General features: G+C 70.8%; 15 protein-coding genes. 7 read left to right on the forward strand and 8 right to left on the reverse strand.

Annotation, left to right across the window (positions count from 1 at the left end; all coding sequences use genetic code 11):
- Positions 1-10 precede the first annotated feature (10 nt).
- The 5 genes from gspE to F0U63_RS13525 all read right to left on the reverse strand — a co-directional run bounded on the left by gspE (position 11) and on the right by F0U63_RS13525 (position 7939).
- Positions 11-1801: a type II secretion system ATPase GspE gene (gene gspE, locus F0U63_RS13505; protein WP_395846303.1), complete on the reverse strand. Its 1791-nt coding sequence runs from the start codon at positions 1799-1801 to the stop codon at positions 11-13.
- Positions 1802-1804: 3 nt separating this feature from the next.
- Complete coding sequence (gene gspD, locus F0U63_RS13510) at positions 1805-4372, reverse strand: type II secretion system secretin GspD (protein ID WP_395846304.1); 2568 nt, start codon at positions 4370-4372, stop codon at positions 1805-1807.
- Between the two features lie 23 nt (positions 4373-4395).
- A complete protein-coding gene (gene gspC, locus F0U63_RS13515; protein WP_395846305.1) occupies positions 4396-5316 on the reverse strand; it encodes a type II secretion system protein GspC in 921 nt (306 codons plus the stop codon).
- A 192-nt stretch (positions 5317-5508) separates the two neighbouring features.
- Positions 5509-6921: a sigma-54-dependent transcriptional regulator gene (locus tag F0U63_RS13520; RefSeq protein ID WP_395846306.1), complete on the reverse strand. Its 1413-nt coding sequence runs from the start codon at positions 6919-6921 to the stop codon at positions 5509-5511.
- A 22-nt stretch (positions 6922-6943) separates the two neighbouring features.
- A complete protein-coding gene (locus tag F0U63_RS13525; RefSeq protein ID WP_395846307.1) occupies positions 6944-7939 on the reverse strand; it encodes a ParB N-terminal domain-containing protein in 996 nt (331 codons plus the stop codon).
- A 176-nt stretch (positions 7940-8115) separates the two neighbouring features.
- Here F0U63_RS13525 and F0U63_RS13530 point away from each other — a divergent pair, with 176 nt between their 5' ends.
- From F0U63_RS13530 to F0U63_RS13540, 3 genes are read left to right on the forward strand one after another with little or no spacing between them, the layout of a single operon-like run.
- On the forward strand, positions 8116-10056 hold the full coding sequence (locus F0U63_RS13530) for an FHA domain-containing protein (protein ID WP_395846308.1): 1941 nt from the start codon (positions 8116-8118) through the stop codon (positions 10054-10056).
- Positions 10057-10097: 41 nt separating this feature from the next.
- Positions 10098-11441 (forward strand): cyclic nucleotide-binding domain-containing protein, encoded by a 1344-nt coding sequence (locus F0U63_RS13535; RefSeq protein ID WP_395846309.1) that lies wholly within the window; start codon positions 10098-10100, stop codon positions 11439-11441.
- Positions 11441-11932, forward strand: a complete 492-nt coding sequence (locus F0U63_RS13540; protein WP_395846310.1) for a hypothetical protein — start codon at positions 11441-11443, stop codon at positions 11930-11932. Before F0U63_RS13535 ends, F0U63_RS13540 begins: the two co-directional genes overlap by 1 nt.
- On the opposite strand, the gene F0U63_RS13545 is transcribed toward F0U63_RS13540, so the two are convergent.
- The gene (locus F0U63_RS13545; RefSeq protein ID WP_395846311.1) at positions 11929-13533 is read right to left on the reverse strand and encodes a tetratricopeptide repeat protein; all 1605 of its coding nucleotides are present in this window, start codon (positions 13531-13533) and stop codon (positions 11929-11931) included. The genes F0U63_RS13540 and F0U63_RS13545 overlap by 4 nt on opposite strands.
- Before the next feature lie 113 nt (positions 13534-13646).
- Here F0U63_RS13545 and F0U63_RS13550 point away from each other — a divergent pair, with 113 nt between their 5' ends.
- Complete coding sequence (locus F0U63_RS13550; protein ID WP_395846312.1) at positions 13647-14618, forward strand: homoserine kinase; 972 nt, start codon at positions 13647-13649, stop codon at positions 14616-14618.
- 19 nt (positions 14619-14637) lie between these two features.
- Here F0U63_RS13550 and F0U63_RS13555 read toward each other — a convergent pair whose 3' ends face one another.
- Together F0U63_RS13555 and F0U63_RS13560 are read right to left on the reverse strand one after the other, a co-directional pair.
- The gene (locus F0U63_RS13555) at positions 14638-15105 is read right to left on the reverse strand and encodes a YybH family protein (protein WP_395846313.1); all 468 of its coding nucleotides are present in this window, start codon (positions 15103-15105) and stop codon (positions 14638-14640) included.
- Positions 15106-15178: 73 nt separating this feature from the next.
- The gene (locus tag F0U63_RS13560; protein WP_395846314.1) at positions 15179-17539 is read right to left on the reverse strand and encodes a hypothetical protein; all 2361 of its coding nucleotides are present in this window, start codon (positions 17537-17539) and stop codon (positions 15179-15181) included.
- Between F0U63_RS13560 and F0U63_RS13565 the strand changes: the two genes are divergently transcribed.
- The 3 genes from F0U63_RS13565 (at position 17538) to F0U63_RS13575 (ending at position 20650) form a co-directional block, all read left to right on the forward strand.
- On the forward strand, positions 17538-17960 hold the full coding sequence (locus F0U63_RS13565) for a TIGR02266 family protein (RefSeq protein WP_395846315.1): 423 nt from the start codon (positions 17538-17540) through the stop codon (positions 17958-17960). The two genes, F0U63_RS13560 and F0U63_RS13565, sit on opposite strands and share 2 nt — an antisense overlap.
- Positions 17961-17967: 7 nt before the next feature.
- On the forward strand, positions 17968-18537 hold the full coding sequence (locus F0U63_RS13570; RefSeq protein WP_395846316.1) for a DUF192 domain-containing protein: 570 nt from the start codon (positions 17968-17970) through the stop codon (positions 18535-18537).
- A 112-nt stretch (positions 18538-18649) separates the two neighbouring features.
- Positions 18650-20650, forward strand: a complete 2001-nt coding sequence (locus F0U63_RS13575; protein WP_395846317.1) for an alkaline phosphatase PhoX — start codon at positions 18650-18652, stop codon at positions 20648-20650.
- Positions 20651-20721 lie beyond the last annotated feature (71 nt).

Consider the following 20721-nt stretch of genomic DNA (forward strand, 5'->3'; position numbering starts at 1 on the left):
GGCGAGTCCCTTAGAGATCCTCTTGGGTGATGCTCAACACCTCGGCGATGGTCGTCTCGCCCAGGGCGATCTTCCGCGCGCCGTCATCCAGCAGCGTGTGCATGCCATGGCTCATGGCGGCCTTCTTGATGGTGGAGGAGTCCACGTTCTTCAGGGCGAGCTGGCGCACGGTGTCGTCCACGATGAGCAGCTCGTAGATGCCCGTGCGGCCGCGGTAGCCGTTCTGGCTGCAGGACGTGCACCCGGTGGCCTTGTAGATCTTCTCCACCCCGTGGCGCTCCTTGAGCGTCGCGCGGCTGAGGCCAATCTCCCGCAGCTCCTCGTCGGTGGGCGTGTACTGCACGCGGCAGTCGGGGCACACGCGGCGCACCAGGCGCTGGGCGAGCACGCCGGTGAGCGAGGAGGCCACGAGGAAGGGCTCCACGCCCATGTCCACCAGACGGGTGATGGCGCTCGGCGAGTCGTTGGTGTGCACCGTGGAGAACACCAGGTGGCCCGTGAGCGACGCCTGGATGGCGATTTCCGCCGTCTCCTTGTCGCGGATTTCGCCCACCATGATGACGTCTGGGTCCTGACGCAGGAAGGAGCGCAGCCCCTGGGCGAACGTCAGGCCGATCTTCGGGCTGATGGCCATCTGGCCGATGCCCTTGAGCTGGTACTCGACCGGGTCCTCGACGGTGAGGATGTTGAGGTCCGGGGTGTTGATGCGCGAGAGCGCGCCGTAGAGCGTGGTCGTCTTGCCGCTACCGGTGGGGCCCGTCACCAGGATGATGCCGTGCGGGCGCCGGATGAGGTGCTCCATCTGATCGAGCATGCTCTTGGCCATGCCCAGCTCGGTCAGGTCCAGCAGCGTGGTGTTCTTGTCGAGCAGACGCATGACGATGCGCTCGCCATACGTGGTGGGGATGGTGGACAGACGGATGTCGATGTCGCGGCCGGCCATCTTGATGCGGATGCGGCCGTCCTGCGGCAGGCGCTTCTCCGCGATGTTCAGCTGCCCCATGACCTTCACGCGGCTGACGATGGCGCTCTGGTAGCGCTTGGGCGGCTTGATGATCTCCTGCAGCACGCCGTCCACCCGGAAGCGCACCAGCAGCTCGCGCTCCATGGGCTCGATGTGGATGTCGCTCGCGCGCTCCTTGGCGGCGCGGAAGAGCACCGAGTTGACGAGCCGGATGACCGGCGCCTCGTCGCCCTCCACGTCGATGAGGTCCTTGACCTCGTCGATCTCCTGGGCGATCGAGTCCAGGTCCTGCGCCTCCAGCTCGCCCACGAGCTGCTCGGCCTCGTTGGTGGCGCGGTCATAGACGCTGTTGATGGCGTCCACGATGGTGGAGGCGAGCGCGATGCGCGGCAGCACGTCCTGGCCGAGCAGCATGCGCGCGTGATCCAACACCGTGGTGTCCAGGGGATCCGCCACCGCGAGCGCCACGGCCCCGTCCTCCACGGACAGGGGCAGGATGCGCGCCTGCTTGGCGAAGTTGATGGGCACGCGCTTGATGAGCTCCGGGTCGATCTCCTCGATGAAGATGCGCGCCAGGTAGGGCAGGTCCAGCTGGAGCCCGAGCGCCTTGGCCACGTCCTCCTCGCTCACGGCCTTGAGGCCCACGAGGAGCTCCCCCAGCCGGCCGCCCTTGTCGGCCTGGAGCTGCAGCGCCTCCTGGAGCTTGTCCTCGGTGAGGCCGCTGGTGCGGCGGAGGATCTCCCCGAGGGGCCGGCCACACAGGGTGGCGGGGCCGTGGGCGATGACCTGGGTGGCGTCCTGGGAGGCGGCGAGGGGGGCGTCAGCGAGCAGGCTCATGGGTCACTCCTGGTTTCCGGTGTCCGGCTGGATGCGCAGCCGCTCCGGATCCTCCGGAGGAGGGGCGGACGGAGGCTGGACTTCCGGGGCCTCCGTGGCCGCCGGAGTTTGCAAACCCCCGGCGCCCGGCGAGACTTCCCCCGGGGCCACCGCGGACCCCGCCGGGGCGGGAGCGGGAGTGGCGCCGGACGAGGGAGCGGGCGTGCCGTTGGCGGGCCGCAGGATGCGCTCGCCAGCCATGCCGGGACCGCCGTTCTCCGCCTTCTGCTCCTCGGTGAGCACCGTGCGGCGCATGCGGCCCAGGGGGCCGCTCTTGCGGGTGAAGTCCACGGGCACGTCGTAGCCGGCCACCTGGCCGTAGAACTGCTCCACGAACTGCTGCCGCTCGGCCATCTTGCGCTCGAAGATGCGCCGGAAGTCCGACTGCTCGCGGATGATGTAGGGGGTGAGGAAGAGCAGCAGGTTCGTCTTGGTCTTGCTCTTGTTGGTGGAGCGGAACAGGTGGCCCAGCAGGGGCACGTCCCCGAGGATGGGCACCTTGGCGACGGTCTCGATGGTGCGCTCCTGCATGATGCCGCCGATGACCACCGTCTCCTGATCCTTGGCCACCACCGTCGTCTTCGCGCTGCGCTTGGACGTCGTGGGGCCGAGCACCGCGTCCGTCGAGGCGATCTCCTCCGTCTGCTCGGTGATGGCCATGCGGATGAAGTCGCTCTCGTTGATCTGCGGCTTGATGGTGAGCTTGAGCTCCACGTTCTGGCGGGTGATGGGGGCGTAGAGGCTGCTCAGACCGCCGAGCGAGCCGAGCAGGGAGTTGACGGGGTTGTTGGTCCCGCCGGTGGTGCCGGTGGTGCCCAGCGACTGGGGCGAGAAGCCGGACTGGAAGGGCACGTTCTGGCCCACGGTGATCTCCGCCTCCTCGTTGTCGCTGGTGAGCAGGTGGGGCGTGGAGAGCACGTTGACGTCCGAGCTCTGCTGGAACGCGTGCAGCACGATGCCGAAGGCGGGGATGTCCAGGCCCAGCGCCTTGAGCTCGGGGATGACGGGGCCCTGGAGGCCCGCGAGGAAGCCACCGAAGCCGGCCAGGTTGGCGAGCGAGAAGGAGGGGGGCAGGCCGGTGGTGCTGTACTTGGTGCCGACGAGGCCCGTGCCGGTGCCCAGGTTGCCGGGCATGGGCAGCTGGTAGCCGCTGTGCACGTTCAACCCGAAGTCCTGCTTGCGGTCCAGGTTGACCTCCATGATGACCGCCTCGACGAACACCTGGCGCCGGGGCTTGTCCAGCTCGCGGATGACGCGCACGAGGCTGCGGTAGTCGCTCTGGCTGGCGATGATGACGAGCGAGTTGGTGCCCTTGTCCGCGGAGATCTTCACCTCGCCGGAGAAGAGCTCGGCGGCGCCGCCCGAGCCCTGCTGACGGGGCACGCCCGGCACTCCGGGCACGGGAACGGGCGAGCGCGGCCGGTTGCCGGTGCCCTGGGAGAGCGTCTGCAGGGTGCTGGCGAGCTCCTCCGCGTTGGCGTTCTCCAGCGGATAGACGTTGATGCGCTCGGTGCCGGCGGTGGGGATGTCCAGCTCGCGCACCAGGCTCTGGATGCGCTCGAAGGCCGCGGGGCTGGCCACGACGATGAGCTTGTTGGTGCGCTCATCCGGAATCATCTGCGAGAACGTCACCGGGCCACTGGCCGAGTCGCTGCCCGGGGGGCCCACGGGCATCGTCTCGCCCATCGAGCCTCCCGGCGGGGTCATCACCGCGGGGGCGCCGCGCGGGGTGCGGCCCTGGGGCATGCCCGGGTTGGGGTTGCCGCCCTTCTGCTCGAAGAGCTTCTGCACCGTGGCGGCGATGTCCTGGGCGGTGGCGTACTGCACCTGGATGATGCGCACCTCGTCGCTGGCCGAGCGCGTGTCGAGCTGCTCGATGATGCGCTCGAGGCGGCGCACGTTGGAGCCCACGTCGTTGATGATGACGATGTCCGGCGGGTACGGGATGGTGTCGCCGTCCTTGGACACCAGCTGCTGGAGCACGCCGCGCAAGGGCTCCACTTCCACGTTCTTGATGCGGAACAGCTTGGTGATCATCTGCTCGTTGCCCGTGTACCCGCCCTCGTCGTCCATGAGGGTGGGGATGGGGTTCTGCTTGGCGGCGCGCTTGTCCACGATCTTCAGGAAGCGCCCGTGCTGGTAGACGGACAGGCCGTTGGCGTCGAGCGCCGCGAGGAACGCCGCGTAGAACTGGTCCGCGTCCACCTCCACGCGCCCGTTCTCCGGGCCGAGGATGGAGATCTTCCCGCGCACGTTCTCCGGGAGGATGAAGGTGCGGCACGTGGCGTCCGACACCGTCTGGACGAGCTTCTCGATGTCCACCTTGTCGAAGTAGATGTTGTAGCGGGCGCGGCGCCGCACCTCCTCGCACGTGGGCGTGGGCCGCACGGTCGTGCCATTTCCCTCGGGGTTGGTGCCCTGCGGGGTGATCTGCCGATCGGCCGAGCCGGCGGGAGTAGTGGGGCGCTGGGCCAGGGCGGATGAGGCCGTCGCCAGGGACAGCAGGAGCAACCAGGACGGAAGCGTCTTCATGGAAGGGCGGGGTACGGCGGGGGTTAGCGAATGGTGTAGTTCTTGCGGACGCTCGAGCCGTTGCGCTCCAGCTCGATTTCAATCCGCGAGGCTTCCTTCAGCTTGGTGTAGACCTCGAGGGCCTTCTCCGGGCTGTTGAGTTCGAAGCCGTTGATGCGCTTGATGACGTCGCCGTTCTGGACGCCAATCTTCGAGTAGATGGAGTCGGGGCGGATGGAGAAGAGCTTGAAGCCCTGTGCCTGGCCGTCCTTGAAGGCCGGCACGATGCGCGCCTGCATGGCCACGTCGTTGAGGTTGGCCAGCGTGCGATCGATCTCCGTGCGGGGAATCTCGTAGTCGTTCTCGCCGGTGGCACGGATGCCGTTGCCGAGGCCGGCGTTGGGCGGCGCCTGCACGGGCGTGGTGGTGGGCATGGGCGGCGGCGTGTACGCGGCCACGGCGCCATCGCCCGGCTGGTTGTCGATGTACTCCTTGCGCCCGTTGTTGAGGACGATGACGCGCAGCCGCTCGATGTCGATGACCTGGGCGGTGCTGCCCTCGATGGTGTCGCCCACCATATAGGTGTAGGAGCGCTGGTTGTTCATGTCCTGGATGGACGACACGCTCCACAGCTTGTCGCTGGCCACCAGCGTGCCGAGCAGCTTCACCCGCAGGCTGCTCTTGACGGGCGCGGCGTTGGGATCCACCGCGGCCTGGGTGGGGGGGACCACCTCCGGCTCGGGCTCGGGAATCTTCACGCCCGTCAGCTCCGACATGCGCCGTATGTCCAGCGAGGCCAGCGTCTCGGTGGGCCGGGCCTTCTGCCGTGCCGCCACCTCACCGGAGGGCAGGGGCATCAGGGCCGACTCGACGAACAGGTTCACCGTCTTCGCCGCCAGCAGCGCGACGAGCAGGATGAACACCAGGTTCACCGTCCAGAAGTACTTGCGGAAGAGGAGTTCCATCACACGTCCAGGAAAGGCCTGCCCGGGATTGAGCAAGTGGGGTGCCATCCACATCGGGGGGCGGGCAACCCGAGCCTTACAGCCAAGGTCTTGAAATCATTCCGGAATAACTCGTCCGGCTGACGCGGACGGTCCCGGCTTCCGGGGCGTGAGACAAAATGTCAACGCGGCGGGAGGCGGCCTGACGCCCTGTCACTCGTCCGGGAGCGGGCCGGGACCGTCGCCGGTGGTGGGGCCGCCGGAGGCCTCGCGCTCCAGCTTGCGGTAGATGGTTCGCGCGGCGATGCCCAGCAGGCGGGCGGCGAGGGTCTTGTCGCCCTTGGTGTGCCGCAGGGTCTCGTGGATCACCCGGCGCTCGATCTCCTCCATGGGGGTGCCGATGGGGATGACGAGTTGTCCGGCGGAGCCCACGGGGCCCTTGCGCACCGTCTCCGGCAAATCTCCCACCTCGAGGATGTCGCCGCGGGCGAGCACCACGGCGCGCTCCACCGCGTGCTCCAGCTCGCGCACGTTGCCCGGCCAGGCGTAGTTCTCCAGGGCGGAGAGGGCGTCGGGGGAGAAGCCCTTGAGCACCTTGCCGTTCTTGCTCGCGAAGCGGCGCAGGAAGGCGTCGGCGAGCAAGGGGATGTCCTCGCGGCGCGAGGCGAGCGCCGGCACGCGCACCTCCACCACGTGCAGGCGGTAGTAGAGGTCCTCGCGGAAGCGCCCCTCGGCCACCTCGCGCACCAGATCCTTGTTGGTGGCGGCGACAATCCGCACGTCCACCCGCACGGTCTGGGTGCCGCCCAGGCGCTCGAGCTCCCCTTCCTGGAGCACGCGCAGCAGCTTCACCTGGGCGCTCAAGGGCATCTCCCCCACCTCGTCGAGGAAGAGGGTGCCCCCGTGGGCGCGCTCGAAGCGGCCCTCGCGGCGGCTCACCGCGCCGGTGAAGGCGCCGCGCTCCACGCCGAAGAGCTCCGCCTCGAGGATGCTCTCGGGCAGGGCGCCGCAGTTGATGGCGACGAAGGGGCCCTTGGCGCGCTGGGACTGCTCGTGCAGCGCCCGCGCCGCGAGCTCCTTGCCGGTGCCGGACTCGCCCAGCAGGAGCACGGTGGCGGTGGAGGGGGCGGCCTGGCGCAGGGTGTCCATCATCGCCCGGAACGCGGGGGACTGGCCCACCATGGCGCGTCCGCCCGGGCCGCTCATCTCCGCGAGCTTCGCCTTGAGCACGCGGTTCTCCGCCGCCAGGTCGTGCTTCTCCAGCGCCTTCTGCACCGCCTTCACCAGGGCATGGCGCTTGAGCGGCTTGGTGATGAAGTCGTAGGCGCCGTCCTTCATGGCGGCCACCGCCGTCTCCACCGTGCCGTAGGCCGTCATCAACACCACCTCCACGTCCGGGCGGATGGTGCGCGCGGCCTTGAGCAGCTCCTGCCCGTCCATGCCGGGCATCATCAAGTCCGTCACCATGACGCTCACCTCGGGCCGGCGCAGCCGCTCGAGCGCCTCGGCGCCCTGGCTGGCGGTGAGCGTCTCCAGGCCCTCGCGCTGGAAGATGCGCGCGACGGAGTCCAGGTTGGCCCGGTCGTCATCGACGATCAGAACGGTGGGGGCGGCGGGAGTCGTCATGATGGGCGCGGCCTTGCAAGCCTCATTCCGTTTCCTCGCTCCCCAACAGGGGTCCGCTCATGCGGCCGAGGTCCTCGCGGTTGACCTTGTCCAGGTTGAACTTGCGGGCGCTGGAGAGCATCCGGGTGAGGGTGGGGTCGAACTCGACGGGGCCCTCCTTCTTGAAGCGCAGGAAGTTGATGCGCGCCACGACGAAGTTCTTGAGGTAGGGGCTCTGCAGGCCGCGCGCCTTGAGGGCGTCCACCACGCCGGCCACGGTGTCGTCCAGCTCCAGCAGCCGGTCCGCGCGCGCCTCGCGCACCGCGAGCGCCTCGGCCAGGGGCAGGGGGAGGAAGGCCTCGGCGCGTTTGACGAAGGGGTGGTAGGCGCCGCCGGAGAAGCGCGGGCGCTTCTCGTACGCGGCCCCGAGCGTGAGGAAGGCGGGCTCCTCGAAGAGGTGGGCGAAGTCCGCCTCGCGCCCGGCGCGCGCGCCGGTGAGGCCCCGGTGCATGCGGATGACCTCCAAGGAGCGCTCCTTGAGGTTGTGTGCCTTCTCCGTGTTGAGGGCGAGGATCTGATAGGCCACGTCCTCCTCGGGCAGCACCAGGGCCATGATGGCCTTGCCCCCCAGGAGCTTGGAGGCCTGGAGCCGGTGGTTGCCGTTGGGCGTCCAGTACCGGCCCTCCTTGCGGATGGCGATGATGGGATCCAGGAACCGGTCCAACCGCTCCATCGCCGAGGCGAGCCGCTTGACGTGCGGCTCGGACACGTCGCGCTGGTAGGGGGTGGGCTCCACCTTGTCGATCGGCAGGGCGGCGAACACCACGGTGTGCGCCCCGAGCGGATCCCGGTAGAGGCCGACCACCTGCCCGCCGTCGGCGAGGATGCCCTGCACCAGCTCCGTCTCGGGGGCGTGCGCCTCGCTCACCACCTCGGCGGCGGAGAGGCCCTTGGACGCGGGCTCGGCCTTCTTGCGGCGGGGCCGGCGGGTCGTGGTGGAAGCACTGGCTGCCTTCTTGCGCGGCGACTTCGCGGCCATGGGATGCCCCTCGAGCGGAAAACCCGCGGCATGCTTCCGCATCACGCGCGGGGAGTCATTCCCTGGTTTGTCCACTCGGGCGTCCCGGTGCCATGACGGGGTGCGTCAAGTGGGGAGGGTGGGGGTCTTCTCCATGCTGGGGAGGCGGGCACGGGGGGAGTAAGATGCGCGCCGCCATGCCTCCCAACCGTCGCGACCCCTCTCGCCATCCGTCCACCACCTCCGCCCGGGCCCGGCCTCCCGTCGAGGAGAGCGAGGAGGTGGAGGAGCAGGAGGAGGACGCGCCGCCCTCCGAGGACGAGGGCGCCTACGACGGGGAGCAGTCCTTCCAGGAGGAGGACGACAATCCGGACGCCACGCGGGCCGGGCCGCCGCTGACGCTGGAGATCATCGAGGGGCCGGATCGGGGCCGGCGCAAGCGCTTCCAGGGCGTGCGCATGGTGATCGGCCGGGGCGTGGACTGCGAGCTGACGCTCGGGGACCAGTCCGTGTCGCGCCGCCACGTGGAGCTGGTGTACGGCGGCGAGTCGGGGATGATGCTGCGCGACCTGGTCAGCGGCAACGGCACCCGGGTGAACGACGAGCGCGTGGAGGAGGTGCGCCTCAACCACGACGACGTCATCACCATTGGCCGCACCAGCATCCGCTTCGTCGACGAGCTGGAGCGGATCCGGCGCAAGCGGCAGGAGGAAGAGGAGGCCGAGCGCAAGGAGAAGGAGGAGGCCGAGCGCCGCGCGCTCGAGGAGGAGGAGGCCCGGAAGAAGGCCGAGGAGGAGGCGGAAGCCGCCCGGAAGAAGGCCGAGGAGGAGGAGGCCGCGGCAGCCGCGGCGGAGGCGGAGGCCAAGGAGAAGGAGGCGGCCAAGGCGCTCCCCCCGAAGCCGCCCCCGCGCGACCCCTTGCGGCTGATGGTCGCGGGCGTGCTCGTGCTGGTGCTCGCGCTCATTGGCGGCGGGGTGCTCTTCCTCAAGCGCGACTCCTCGGAGCCCGCCCCCCTCACGCCCAAGCAGCTGCGCGCCCAGACGCTGTTGCAGGAGGCGCGCAACTCCTTCCGGCGCGGCGACTACGCGGAGGCGGTGGACCTGGCCGAGCAGGCCGACGGGCTCGCTCCGGGCATGGACGCGGAGAACTTCCTGGCGGCGGCTCGCAAGGAGCTGTCCATCGTGAAGGCCTTCGACGAGGTGCGCGCGCTCATGGGCGCCTTCGAGTTCGCCAAGGCGCGTGAGCTGCTCACGTCGACGCCCCCTGGCACCGCGGCGAAGACCGCGGAGGCGCGGGTGAAGCTCGAGGACGAGCTGGCCAAGGCCGAGTTCGCCTACCAGGTGAAGCAGGTGGAGGCCGCGCTGGAGGCCCGCGACGTGTCCACGGCGCACATGCTCATCTCCCGGCTGCCCGCGGATCGCCAGCCGCCCTACCTGGCCCGGGTGGCGGAGCTGGAGTCGGTGCTCGCCCAGGAGGCCGTGGACGCGGAGCTGCAGGAGAACAACCGCCGGGCCGCCGCCGCCCGTCAGGCCCAGGCCCAGCGCGAGGCGTTCGTCCTCGCCGCCTTCAGCCCCGTGCAGCAGCGCTTCGACGCGGGGGACTACGCGCGCGCGGTGCTCGAGTGTGACCGGGTCATCGAGCAGCACGCGGCCGACAAGGAGATCCGCGAGCGGGCCCGGCTGCTCAAGAAGCTCATCCCCCAGTTCGAACGCGTCTACCAGGACGCCCAGCGCAAGGTGAGCTCCAACGCGCTGGAGTCCGCGGCGCGCCCCCTGCGCTCGGCGGCGGACCTCTACCGGCAGATCGGCTTCAAGGGCGCCGTGGGGGAGACGATCCGCGGCCAGCTCGTGCAGTCCTCCGTGGTCGCGGGCAAGGCGGCCCTGGCGCGCAAGGATCTGCCCGGCGCGGCCGGGTTCTTCCAGGAGGCCACGCGCCTCAACCCGGAGGATCCCCGGGCCCGGGAGGGACAGGCGGCCCTGCAGTCGCGGCTGGAGGACGTCTACCGGCAGGCCTACATGCAGCGGGATCGGGATCCCGAGCGCTCCATGGAGACGTTCCGGATGATCGCCGAGCTGGCCGCCGAGGGCTCGGTGCTGAAGATCCAGGCCGAGGAGCAACTTCGGGACACGGCCCCGTAGTCAGGTGCGCTAGGGTCGCGCGCCAGCGCGGGAGGAGCCAGATGAACGAGTCATCGTTGCGGGAACTGGGGTGGGATCTGCTGGAGGATCGGCAGTTCGAGCGGGCACTGGCGGTGTTCGCCGAGTCGGTGCGCCGGGTGCCCGCGGACCATCGCTCGCGGATGATGGCGGCGCGCTGCCTGGCGGAGCTGGGCGAGCGCGAGCGCGCCGTCACCGTGTACCACGCGTGCGCCGAGGGCCTGTTGCGGCGCGACTACCTGCTGTCCGCCATGGCGGCATGCAAGCTGGGACTGGAGCTGGCGCCCCAGGAGCGGCGCCTGCGCGACACGCTGGTGCGGCTGCATGCACGCGCCTCGCGCAGCGCGGCCGGGCGCGCCTCGGTGCCGCCGCCGCTGCCGCCCGAGACGCTCTATGACGGCAAGGTGGAGACGGACCTGATGGGCATGGTGGGCGAGGAGCTGAGCGACCGCGCCATCGAGGTGCTCGCCGCGCCGGACCCCGGCGGCAGCGCCAACCCGGGAGATCGGCCCCCCCTGCCGCTCTTCGCCGAGCTGGACCTGGAGGCCTTCATCGACCTCGTCACCCGCATGGGCTACCGCTCCATCAAGGCCGACGAGGTGGTGAGCGCCGAGAACGACAGCCCCGACCGGCTGTATGTCCTCGTCGCCGGCAAGGCGGAGGTGACGCGGCAGGTGGGCGAGGAGGCCCGGACGCTGGGCTTCCTCGGGGGCGGTTCCATCTTCGGCGAGCTGTCGCTGCTCACGGGCGCTCCCTCCACGGCCACCGTGACGGCCGTGGTGGACCTGGAGGTCTTCGAGGTGCGCCGCGAGCACCTCAACGCGGTGGCCAAGAACCACCCCTCGGTGCCGCAGGTGCTGGCGCAGTTCGCGCACAAGCGCATGGAGCGCAACCTCATCGCCACCTCGCCCCTGTTCCAGCCCATGCCCGAGTCCGAGCGCGCCGCGCTCCTGCAGCGCTTCGACTTCCGCGCCCTGCCGCCCGGGGAGAAGGTGCTGGTGGAGGGCGAGCACTCCCCGGGCCTCTTCCTGGTGCTGGCCGGCGAGCTGGTGGTGCAGAAGGAGGATCCCGCGGGAGGCACCGTGCGCCTGGGCGTGCTGCGCGAGGGCGAGGTGGCCGGGGAGATCTCCCTGCTCACGGGCCTGCGCGCCACGGCCACCGTGGTGGCCGCGCGCAAGACGGCCGCCGCCTTCCTCGCGCGCGCGGCCTTCCATGAGCTGGTGAAGAAGTACCCGCACATCCAGAAGTACCTCGAGCAGCTGTCCGACCGCCGGCTCAAGCAGATCGGCGAGGCGCTGCGGCCCGCGGAGATCCTCGACGCGGACGAGCTGCTGGAAGTGGATGCCCCGGGCACCGGGAGCGTGTGATGACGCTGTCCCGAGGTCAGGTGTTGGGGGTGGTGCTGGCGCTGCTCGCCGCGGGCGTGGTGCTCGCCCTCTGGCCCCAGCAGGAGCCGGGGGTGAAGGACGCCATCACCCGGCGGGTGCTGCAGATGAGCGACGCCGCCGAGCGCAAGGACATGGCCGAGCTGATGGACGGCGTGGCCGAGTCCTTCCGCTCGGAGCAGGGCTGGGACAAGCAGCAGCTCAAGGGCGTGTTGCTGGGGCAGGTGCTGCGCGGCCAGTGGGTGCGCGTCTTCGTGAAGGACCTGCATGTGACGGAGGTGTCTCCGAGCCAGGGCGACGTGCAGGTGAAGCTCATCTTCGGCCGCTCGGAGGCGGACACGCTGGAGAACCTGGCGCGCGACAGCGTGCTGAGCGCCTACCTCATCGAGGCCCGCTTCGATAAGCAGGCGGATGGGGAGTGGCGCGTGGTGAGCGCGAAGCACCGGGGCCTGAGTCCCGGCGAGCTCTTCTAGAGCCCGCCCACCTGGCGCAGCAGCGCGTCCGTCTCGGTCTTCCAGGTGCGGGCCATGGCGGCCTGGCCCGAGTCCGTCAGGCGCCGCTCCACGTCCGTCGCCTTGCGCTGGAGCGCCTCCGGGGTCGCGCCCTGCTGGTGCGCGCGGCTCAGGCCCACGTAGTAGTGCTGGCAGCCCTGGGCGAACTCTCCCTGGGAGAAGAGCAGGCGGCCCATGGCCTCGTAGGCCTCGGGCAGCGCGCCCATTCCATTCTCCGGCGTCAGCTCCGCGAGCAGGGGCCGGGCGCTGGCCGCGTCCCCGCGCGACAGCAGCAGCGCCGCCTTGGCGTACTGGGCGCGCGCCCGGCCCACGCCCTTGATCGCCAGGGCCCGATCATACGCCTCCAGCGCGGCGTCCCCGCGGGCCAGCGCCTCCATCACCTCGCCCCGCGCGAGCCAGTAGCGCTCATCCCGCTCCAGCGCGCCCACTTCCTGGCCCTCGCCAGCGGGCACCCGCACGTCACGGAAGACGGCCTCGTAGGCATCCAGCAGCTTCAGCGCGCCCTCGCCGTCGCGCGCCTCCCGGAGCACCCGGGCCCCCTCGAGGTAGAGCAGGGGCGCGGTGCGCCGCCGCTCCACCGCCGCGAGCAAGGCCTCGCGCGCGCCCGCGTCCCCCCGCCGCGCCAGTGCCCGCGCACGCAGGAACAGGGCCTGGTACTCGTCCGGCGACGCGGCGAGCGCCTCCGCCGCGGCCGTGAGGGCGTCGCCGGGCCGCTCCTCCGCCAGCGCCAGCGCCGCGCGCACGCTCAGGGCCCGCGCCTTGAGGGGCGGGGACAGCTCCGCCTCGCGCGAGAGCACGTCCGCCACCGTCTTCCGGGCCTCCTCCTGGCCCGTGCCCTGGTAGAGCCGGGCGAGCGCCAGCGACAGGCGCGCGCGCAGGTGCCCGGGGGAGGCGACCGTGGCCTTCTTGAAGGCCTCGGCGGCCTGGGCGGCCAGTCCCTCGTCGAGCAGGGCCTCCCCGTGGGCCTGGGCATAGCGCGGCTCCCTCCACGCCGCCTCACTCGCCCGCGCGAAGGCCTGCCGCGCCTCGGCGAGCCGGCCCCGGGCGAGCAGCACCTGGGCCTCGGCCAGGGCCAGCTTCGGGTTCTTCGCGCCCTGGGCCTGGAGCTCCTCCAGGTACTTCCCGGCCTCTTCCGTCTTCCCCTCGGCGAGCAGCAGCCGCGCGTGGGTGCCGTAGCGCTCGCCCGAGCGCGAGTCCATCGCCTCGGCACGGGCCTGGTGCTCGCGCGCCCGGGCCTGGGCCTCCGGCTGCTGGTGCTCCAGCCACAGGCGCGTGTTCACGTCGGCCGCCAGCGCCTGGGCATCTTTCACCTGGTCGTCCAGGAGGAACAGGGCGTCCAGCTCCACCAGGGCCTGGCGCAGGTCCGCCGGGTTGTCGCGCACGGCCAGGGCGCGCGCCGCCTTCAGCCGCGTGTTCACTTCCCGGCGCACCGAGCCCTGGTGCACGAGGTACGCCACCGCTCCCGTGCACAGCAGCGCCACCAGTCCCACCTGCAGGAGCGCGCCTCGGAGGCCCTGCCGCCCTCCCCTCGGTCCACCAGGGGTTGCATTCGACGTGGCCATGGGCTCGCCTCCGAGGTTTTGAATGGTTTCAGCTTGTGGGGGGTGTCACGATGGGCCGTTCGGAGATAGGCACGCTCCCTCGTGGCGGCAACGGGGGGCGGGTGAGGACTTCCATGGCGCTCTATACCCAACTCGACGCGGCGGCCCTCCAACGGCTGGTGGACGCCTATGCGCTGGGCACCGTGCGGGAGCTGACGGGCATTCCCCAGGGCTCCATCAACAGCAACTTCCGCCTGGTGACGAGCTCGGGCCGCTACTTCGTGCGCCACACCACGGTGCGCTCCGCGGATGACCTGAACTTCGAGGCGGGACTGCTGGCGTTGCTCAACGCGTCACACTTCCCCTCGCCCCGGCTCGTCTCCACCCGCGACGGCTCGCCCTTCCTGGAGTTGCAGGGCGGGCGCGTGGTCGTCTTCGCGTGGCTCGAGGGCGAGGAGCTCACGCGCGAGCGGCTCACCCCCGAGCACCTGGAGGCACTGGGCGTGGAGCTGGGCAAGCTGCACCGCGTCGCCGCGTCCTACCTGGGCGTGCGCGCCAATCCCTACGGCCCGGAGGTGGTGCGCGGCTGGTTGAAGGGACTCGAGCAGCACCCCGACGCGGAGCTGTCCGCCATCGCCCGGGAGCTGCACGGCCACCTCGCCCGCGCCGAGTCCCTGCGCGGGGGACTGGAGCCGCGCGGCGTCATCCACGCGGACATCTTCCTCGACAACGTGAAGTGGCTGGGGGAGCGGGTGAGCGCCCTCTTCGACTTCGAGATGGCGTGCCAGGACGCGCTGACGCTGGACGTGGCCATCACCCTCAACGCGTGGTGCTTCGACTCGGGCCACTACCGCCCGGAGCTGTGCCAGGGCCTCTTGCGCGGCTACCAGGTGCAGCGCACGCTCCTGCCCGCCGAGCGCGAGAGCCTCTTCGGCCACGCGCTCTTCGGCGCCGTGCGCTACACCGCCAGCCGCATCCGCGACTTCCACCTGTCCGGCCTGCCGCCTGACAAATTGGCACCCAAGGACTTCCGCACCTACCTGGCCCGGGCGCGCGCCCTGCACCAGATGGGGCCCGAGGGGCTGCGCGCGCTCGTGGGCGTGTGAGCGCGCGCGCTTGTCCGGCTCAGATGCCGGTGACGATGCGCCACTCGCCGTCCTCGCGCTGGAGCACCATCTGCTCGAGCTCCGAGTCGCGCTGGGGCCTCTCCATGAGCCCCGGCGCGCGCCAGCTCGCGTTCCAGTAGTAGATGACCGTGGCCCACCCGTCGCGCTTCACGTCCACCCGGCGCACGTCCATCTCCAGCCGGGGCGCGTCCACCCGGCTGAGCAGCGCCGGCAGCGCCTGGGCCAGGTTCTCGGACGTCAGATCATCCACGGGATCCTCCGTGCCGGCGTTGTCCCGGAAGTTCGGTGAGACGAGCGCCAGGATGGCCTTGGCGTCGCGCGCCTCGACGGCCGCGCGATAGCGCTCCATCACCTTGAGAATGGCTCGGGTGTCCTCGGTGTCATTGATCTGCGTGCCGGGGATGTAGCGGGGGCCACAGGCCGAGAGCACCAGCAGAACAGTGACGAACAACGGGCGGACGTTCATGGGGATAGGGTCTCCGTGAAGGGGCACAACCGCGCACGAGAAGGTGCATTCCCCGTGCCGCGAGGGGGGGCGTCTAGCGGAAAGCATCGCGGGGCACCAGGGGGCCGCCGTAGAGGCGCTCCTCGAAGTCACAGCGCTCGGCCCACTCGGTGACGAGGGCGCGCAGGGCGGGGCCCTCGTCGGGCAGGGTCCCCACGGCGTGGCGCACGGCGCCGCAGTCCCCGGCGAGGTAGGCCGCCTGGACCTGGAGCCGGCGGGCCTCGCGGCGGATGGCGGCGGGGGCCTCGCCCTCGACGGTGCGCGACAGGTGGGGCAGGGCGGCGACGGGGGCGCCCGCCTGGAGCAGGCGCCGGCCCAGCAGGTAGTGGACATAGATGTCCTGAGGGGCCACCTGCAGGGCGGAGGCGAGCCGCAACAGGCGCAGCTCCTCGGCCTCGTCCTGGAAGTAGGCCTGGAGCGTGGAGCGCACGGGCGAGTCCAGCGCGGCGAGCTTCACCTGCGCCGTGCGCGTCACCTCCGGGCTGGGGGCGAGCGTGAGGACGTGCTCGAGGAAGGCCCGCGCGGGCGCGAGCTGGCCGCGCCGCGACTCCACGTCCGCCTGGGCGAGCACCACCTCGGCCTTCAAGGCGGGCTGATCCTTCACCTGCTCGGCCACCTGAGCGAGCACCTGGGCGGCCTCGTCGGGGCGCTCGAGCCGATCCAGGGCGAGGGCCTGGCCCATGCGGAAGGAGGGCTCCTGGGGCTGGAGGAGGGCGGCGCGCTCGTAGGCGGCGAGCGCGCGGGGGGGATCGGCCGCGAGCAGCTCGCGTGCCTCGTCCTGCAGGCGCGCCACCTCGCGGGCGCACGAGCGGGTGAAGAGGCTGCCGGTGCGAAAGCGCTGGAAGGCGCGGTTCACCGTGGCCTCGTCGAGCGGCAGCGCGTCCAGGTGCCGCTCCCACTCGGTGGCGAGCGCGTCGAGCGGACGGCCGTAGGTGGCCTCGAAGTCGGCGTGGGCGTAGAGCTGGCGCAGCTTGTCCGGGCCGTGGGTGTCGGCGAGGTAGCGCAGGAAGGAGCCCACCAGGGTGTACGCGCGCGCGGGGGCGGATTGGTAGAAGCCCTCGGGGCCCACGAGCTTGCGGATGTCCGGGGCGAGCTTCTGCCGGCGCATGCCCGCGGCCCACTCGTCGAGCGTGAGGTCTCCCTGCACGGGGTTGTCCGCGGCCACCGCCATGCCCTCGATGACGCCCATGAGGGGCCAGACGCCCAGCCGGGTGGTGACGCGGAAGGGCCCGCTGCCCGAGGGCGCCGCCATGACGTGCGCCAGCTCGTGCTTGAGCGTGGGGTGGGGGTAGTCCCGGCCGTTGATGTGCAGCTCCTGGCGCCAGGGCTTGGCGAACTGGGTGCGGCCGGCGCCCACCAGCCGCTGCTTCTCGTCGTCGGTGGAGTAGAGCCACACGCGGATGCGTCCCTCGGGCACGCGGCCGAGGAAACGCGCGAGCTGGGCGTAGCGGAACTCCAGGTCGCGGGCGCGCCGGTCCACGTCCTCGCGGCGCAGGGCGCGCGGGTAGATGAACTCGAAGTGCTCCGTCTCGCGCACGCCCCCCAGCCGCTCGCGCAGCGTGGCGTCCGACATGCGCAGGCCGAGGTCCGTCGCGTGCGCCTCGATGAGGGCCACCGGGCCGAGCGTCAGGCCGAGCAGCAGCAGGGGCCCGAAGCGTGGGCGGGGGCGGCCAAGCCGGGCCTCGGTGGGGTTGAGCAGCAGCTCGGTGAGCGCGTGGACGGCGAAGATGAGCAGCAGCGTCTCCGCGCGGAACCACAGCAGGGCGGAGGACAGGGAGAGCGTCTCGTCGTAGAGCGGCCCCGGCAGGTGACCCAGGAAGGCGTTGAAGGCGTAGACCTGGGGCCCGAGGACGATGGGCCAGACGGTGACGCACAGCGACACGAGGAGGATGCCGGCGTAGAGCCACCCGGCCCGGCCCGCGCGCCGGGTGGCGAAGCCGCAGAAGACGCCCACGACGGAGGCGAGCCCCGCGGAGGGCAGGGTGAGCAGGGGGTAGAAGCCCACCAGGGCGAAGGGATCGCACCGGGTGCCAATCCACGCGTAGAGGGTGGCGGCGAGGAAGGGCGGCACGAGCACGGCCAGGTTGACGAGCAGTGCGGGTGCGAGCGCTCTCCAGGCGAGCCGCATGGACGCACCCGGGCGCGGGGGCTCCCCGGCCTCGGGGCTGGCGGCCTGGGTGGCGAGCAGGCGGCGCTCCTGGTGGACGGAGGCGATGCCGAGGCCGCCGCCGAGCAGTCCCACGCCGATGGACAGGGCGAGGCCCAGCTCGAGGCCGGGCACCCCGAAGAGGGGAAGCAGCACGAGGGCCGAGCCGCCGAGCGCGAGAATCCCGGCGGGGACCCATCCCGAGGGGCGCCGCAGGAGGTTCGTGGCACGGATGAGGACTTGGCGCATGACCTTCTCCTATACTCCGCCGGGCATGGCCGAACAGAAGACAGGTGCCGAAAGCCGCCAATTCGCTCGCGCGCCCATCGAGCTGAAGGTGGACTACAAGAAGCTCAACTCGTTCTTCGCCGACTACACGAAGAACATCTCCAAGGGAGGCACCTTCATCAAGACGAAGAAGCCGCTGCCCATCGGCACGCGCTTCCTGTTCAAGCTGACCGTGCCCCAGCGCGACGGGCCCTTCGAGCTGCTCGGCGAGGTGGTCTGGAGCCAGGGCGAGGCGGAGGAGCCCGGCATGGGCATCCGCTTCATCTACAACGACGAGCGCCAGCGCTCCGAGTTCGAGGGCGTGGTGGAGCGGCTGATGGCGGACAGCCTCGGCACGCAGCTCACCGAGAAGCTGCTCAACAAGCAGCTGCACATGGAATGAGCCGGGGATGAACCGGCGCCACGGGGCGTGGGGACTCTGGGCCCTGGTGGGGCTGACGTGCTATCGGCCCGCCGAGGCCCGGGACAAGGTGGCGCACGAGGTGGTGCCCCCCACGGCCCGGAAGGTGATGCACCAGAAGGTGAAGCACCAGGATGGGGAGGATGACGTGGGGCCCACGTTGCCGCGGGCGCGGGTGTTGCTCGAGGATGTGTCTGGAGGCGTGCACGCGGTGGACGCGGAGGTGGCGGCGACTCCCGACGCGCGCTCGCGCGGCCTGATGTGGCGCAAGGAGCTGCCCGAGGGTCAGGGCATGCTCTTCATCTTCCCGGACGAGGAGGTGCAGCGCTTCTGGATGCGCAACACGCTCATCCCCCTGGACATGATCTTCATCAACTCCGCGGGGCGCGTGGTGGGCATCATCGAGAACGCCGCGCCGCGCTCGCTCGTCCAGCGCTTCGTGAGCGAGCCGGGCCGCTACGTGCTGGAGGTGCCCGGCGGGTGGAGCCGCAAGGTGGGCCTCGGGCGCGGGGCCCACGTGCGTTTCGAGGGCGTGGAGCACATCCCCGTCATTCCCTGAGCCTCGCGTGGCGGGCATGACACACGCATGTCGCGTGACCGCCACACGCCGTTTGTAGCGTTCGTCCCCCTCGGAGCCGCCCCTCGGGCTGGTGCTCCGAAGCGAGGACACGATGCGATTTGGGCAATCGAAGTGGGAGCGCCGGGCCGGGCGCTGGGTATGTGCGTCGGTGACCGTGCTCGCGCTCTCCGCGTGCAGCGGTGGCACGGGGCCTCAGGGCTCCCAGGGGCCGCAAGGCGAGCCGGGAGCGCAGGGTCCCCAGGGTCCCCAGGGCGAGCCGGGCACTCCGGGAGCCCCGGGCGAGTCGGGCACCCCGGGCGTCGTCAAGTCGCTCGCCTTCGCGCCGATCAACGCCGCGATCACGCCGGCGGAGAAGCGGGCCGTCTACGCCAGCTCGAAGGCGAGCGTGAATGGCCGTGAGATCCCCATCGGCTACGAGACGGTGCTGCGCAGTGGCGACGACCTGGGCGGCCAGCTCTTCGGACGGATGATCCAGAAGGACGGCAAGCCGGTGAAGAACACGGACGGCTCGGACTTCATCTCTCCGTCCAATGACTTCTCGTCGCTCTTGCAGGCGGGCAACCGCATCTTCGAGGTCACCCACTTCGAGACCACGCCCGCGGCGATGTACCTCTCCGAGCTGCGCCAGTCACCGGACGGCAAGCTCACGGCCCTGAGCACGCGGCCCATCGACTTCTCGGGAGTGGACGGCCTGTGGACGCCCTGCGCGGGCAGCGTGTCGCCGTGGGGCACGCACCTGGGCAGCGAGGAGTATCCGCCGGACGCGCGTGCCACCGAGAAGGCCACCACGGTGAGCGGCCTCAGCTCGTCCGAGCGCTCGATGCTGCGCTACTTCGGGCTGGATGCCTCCACGGCCACCCTCGAGCAGGCGCGGGCCGTCTATTCGCCCTACCGCTACGGCTACGTGGTCGAGGTCGCGGTCGACGGCTCGGGGACGACGAGCGTCACCAAGCACTACGCGGCGGGCCGGCGCGCGCTCGAGCTCGCCTATGTGATGCCGGACCGCAAGACGGTGTACCTGACCGACGACGGGACCAACGACGCCTTCTACATGTTCGTGGCGACGCGGCCCGGGGACCTGTCCGAGGGCAAGCTCTACGCGGCGCGGTGGTTCCAGACGAGCGCCGCGCGCCAGGGCGCGGGCCGGGCGGATCTCTACTGGCTGCCCTTGGGCCCCAGCGCGACGGACGCGCAGGTCAAGGCGCTGATCGACGGAGGCATCCGCTTCTCCGACATCTTCGAGGTCGAGACCCAGGCGTCCGATGGGACGTGCCCCAGCGCGAGCCAGGGGTTCCGCGCGGTCAACACCGAGACGGGCCGCGAGTGCCTGCGGCTCAAGCCGGGCCAGGAAGTGGCAGCCTCGCGCCTGGAGAGCCGCCGGTACGCGGCCTACGTCGGGGGCACCACCGAGTTCCGCAAGACCGAGGGGCTCGCGTACAACCCCGCCACCCACCGCCTCTACGTGGCCTTCAGCGAGGTGAACAACGGGATGACCGACGCGCATGCGTCGCGCGACCTGGGCGGTCCCAACCACGTGCAACTCGCCCAGAACGACTGTGGCGCGGTCTACGAGCTGGTCGTCTCGCCCAATGCGGACGTCGGCAGTGACTATGTCGCCGAGTCCGCCTCGGCGCTGGTCGAGGGAGTGTGGCTCAAGGCGCCGGGTGCCAGCCTCTACCCGAGCAACAGCCCTTATCATGTTCCCGACTTCACGCTGCCGGACAGCAACGGCGCCGCGCAGCCGGCGACCGGGAACGTGTGCGGCATCAACGGCATCGCCAATCCGGACAACCTGAGCTTCGTCAACGGGTATGACACGCTGCTCATCGGCGAGGACGCGACCGAGGGCCACCAGAACGATGTGGTGTGGGCCTACAACGTCGTCACCCGCCAGCTCACGCGCATCTTCTCCACGCCCTACGGCTCGGAGACGACGGGCGTCTACTTCTACCCGGACATCAACGGCCACGCGTACATCAAGGCCCAGGTCCAGCACCCGTATGGCGAGTCCGACACGGACAAGCTGGGTGCGGATGCGAGCGCGGCGAAGTCGTACACCGGTTACATCGGCCCGTTCCCGGCGATGAACTGAGTCTCCAGTCATGACACCGCCGCGGGGCCGGGTCCGGGAGTGCTCCCGGATGGGCTCCGCGGCGTTCGCAT

Origin of the sequence: Cystobacter fuscus (assembly GCF_044360685.1) — a bacterium.
Lineage (GTDB): Bacteria > Myxococcota > Myxococcia > Myxococcales > Myxococcaceae > Cystobacter > Cystobacter fuscus_C.

What these genes read in the sequence shown, in the direction of transcription:
- F0U63_RS13570 (WP_395846316.1), top strand. Translation starts at nt 17,968, where the DNA reads ATGAACCGGCGCCACGGGGCGTGGGGACTCTGGGCCCTGGTGGGGCTG.
- F0U63_RS13555 (WP_395846313.1), bottom strand. Translation starts at nt 15,105, where the DNA reads ATGAACGTCCGCCCGTTGTTCGTCACTGTTCTGCTGGTGCTCTCGGCC.
- F0U63_RS13530 (WP_395846308.1), top strand. Translation starts at nt 8,116, where the DNA reads ATGCCTCCCAACCGTCGCGACCCCTCTCGCCATCCGTCCACCACCTCC.
- F0U63_RS13535 (WP_395846309.1), top strand. Translation starts at nt 10,098, where the DNA reads ATGAACGAGTCATCGTTGCGGGAACTGGGGTGGGATCTGCTGGAGGAT.
- F0U63_RS13520 (WP_395846306.1), bottom strand. Translation starts at nt 6,921, where the DNA reads ATGACGACTCCCGCCGCCCCCACCGTTCTGATCGTCGATGACGACCGG.
- F0U63_RS13550 (WP_395846312.1), top strand. Translation starts at nt 13,647, where the DNA reads ATGGCGCTCTATACCCAACTCGACGCGGCGGCCCTCCAACGGCTGGTG.
- F0U63_RS13540 (WP_395846310.1), top strand. Translation starts at nt 11,441, where the DNA reads ATGACGCTGTCCCGAGGTCAGGTGTTGGGGGTGGTGCTGGCGCTGCTC.
- gspE (WP_395846303.1), bottom strand. Translation starts at nt 1,801, where the DNA reads ATGAGCCTGCTCGCTGACGCCCCCCTCGCCGCCTCCCAGGACGCCACC.
- F0U63_RS13575 (WP_395846317.1), top strand. Translation starts at nt 18,650, where the DNA reads ATGCGATTTGGGCAATCGAAGTGGGAGCGCCGGGCCGGGCGCTGGGTA.
- F0U63_RS13545 (WP_395846311.1), bottom strand. Translation starts at nt 13,533, where the DNA reads ATGGCCACGTCGAATGCAACCCCTGGTGGACCGAGGGGAGGGCGGCAG.
- F0U63_RS13565 (WP_395846315.1), top strand. Translation starts at nt 17,538, where the DNA reads ATGACCTTCTCCTATACTCCGCCGGGCATGGCCGAACAGAAGACAGGT.
- F0U63_RS13525 (WP_395846307.1), bottom strand. Translation starts at nt 7,939, where the DNA reads ATGGCCGCGAAGTCGCCGCGCAAGAAGGCAGCCAGTGCTTCCACCACG.
- gspD (WP_395846304.1), bottom strand. Translation starts at nt 4,372, where the DNA reads ATGAAGACGCTTCCGTCCTGGTTGCTCCTGCTGTCCCTGGCGACGGCC.
- gspC (WP_395846305.1), bottom strand. Translation starts at nt 5,316, where the DNA reads ATGGAACTCCTCTTCCGCAAGTACTTCTGGACGGTGAACCTGGTGTTC.
- F0U63_RS13560 (WP_395846314.1), bottom strand. Translation starts at nt 17,539, where the DNA reads ATGCGCCAAGTCCTCATCCGTGCCACGAACCTCCTGCGGCGCCCCTCG.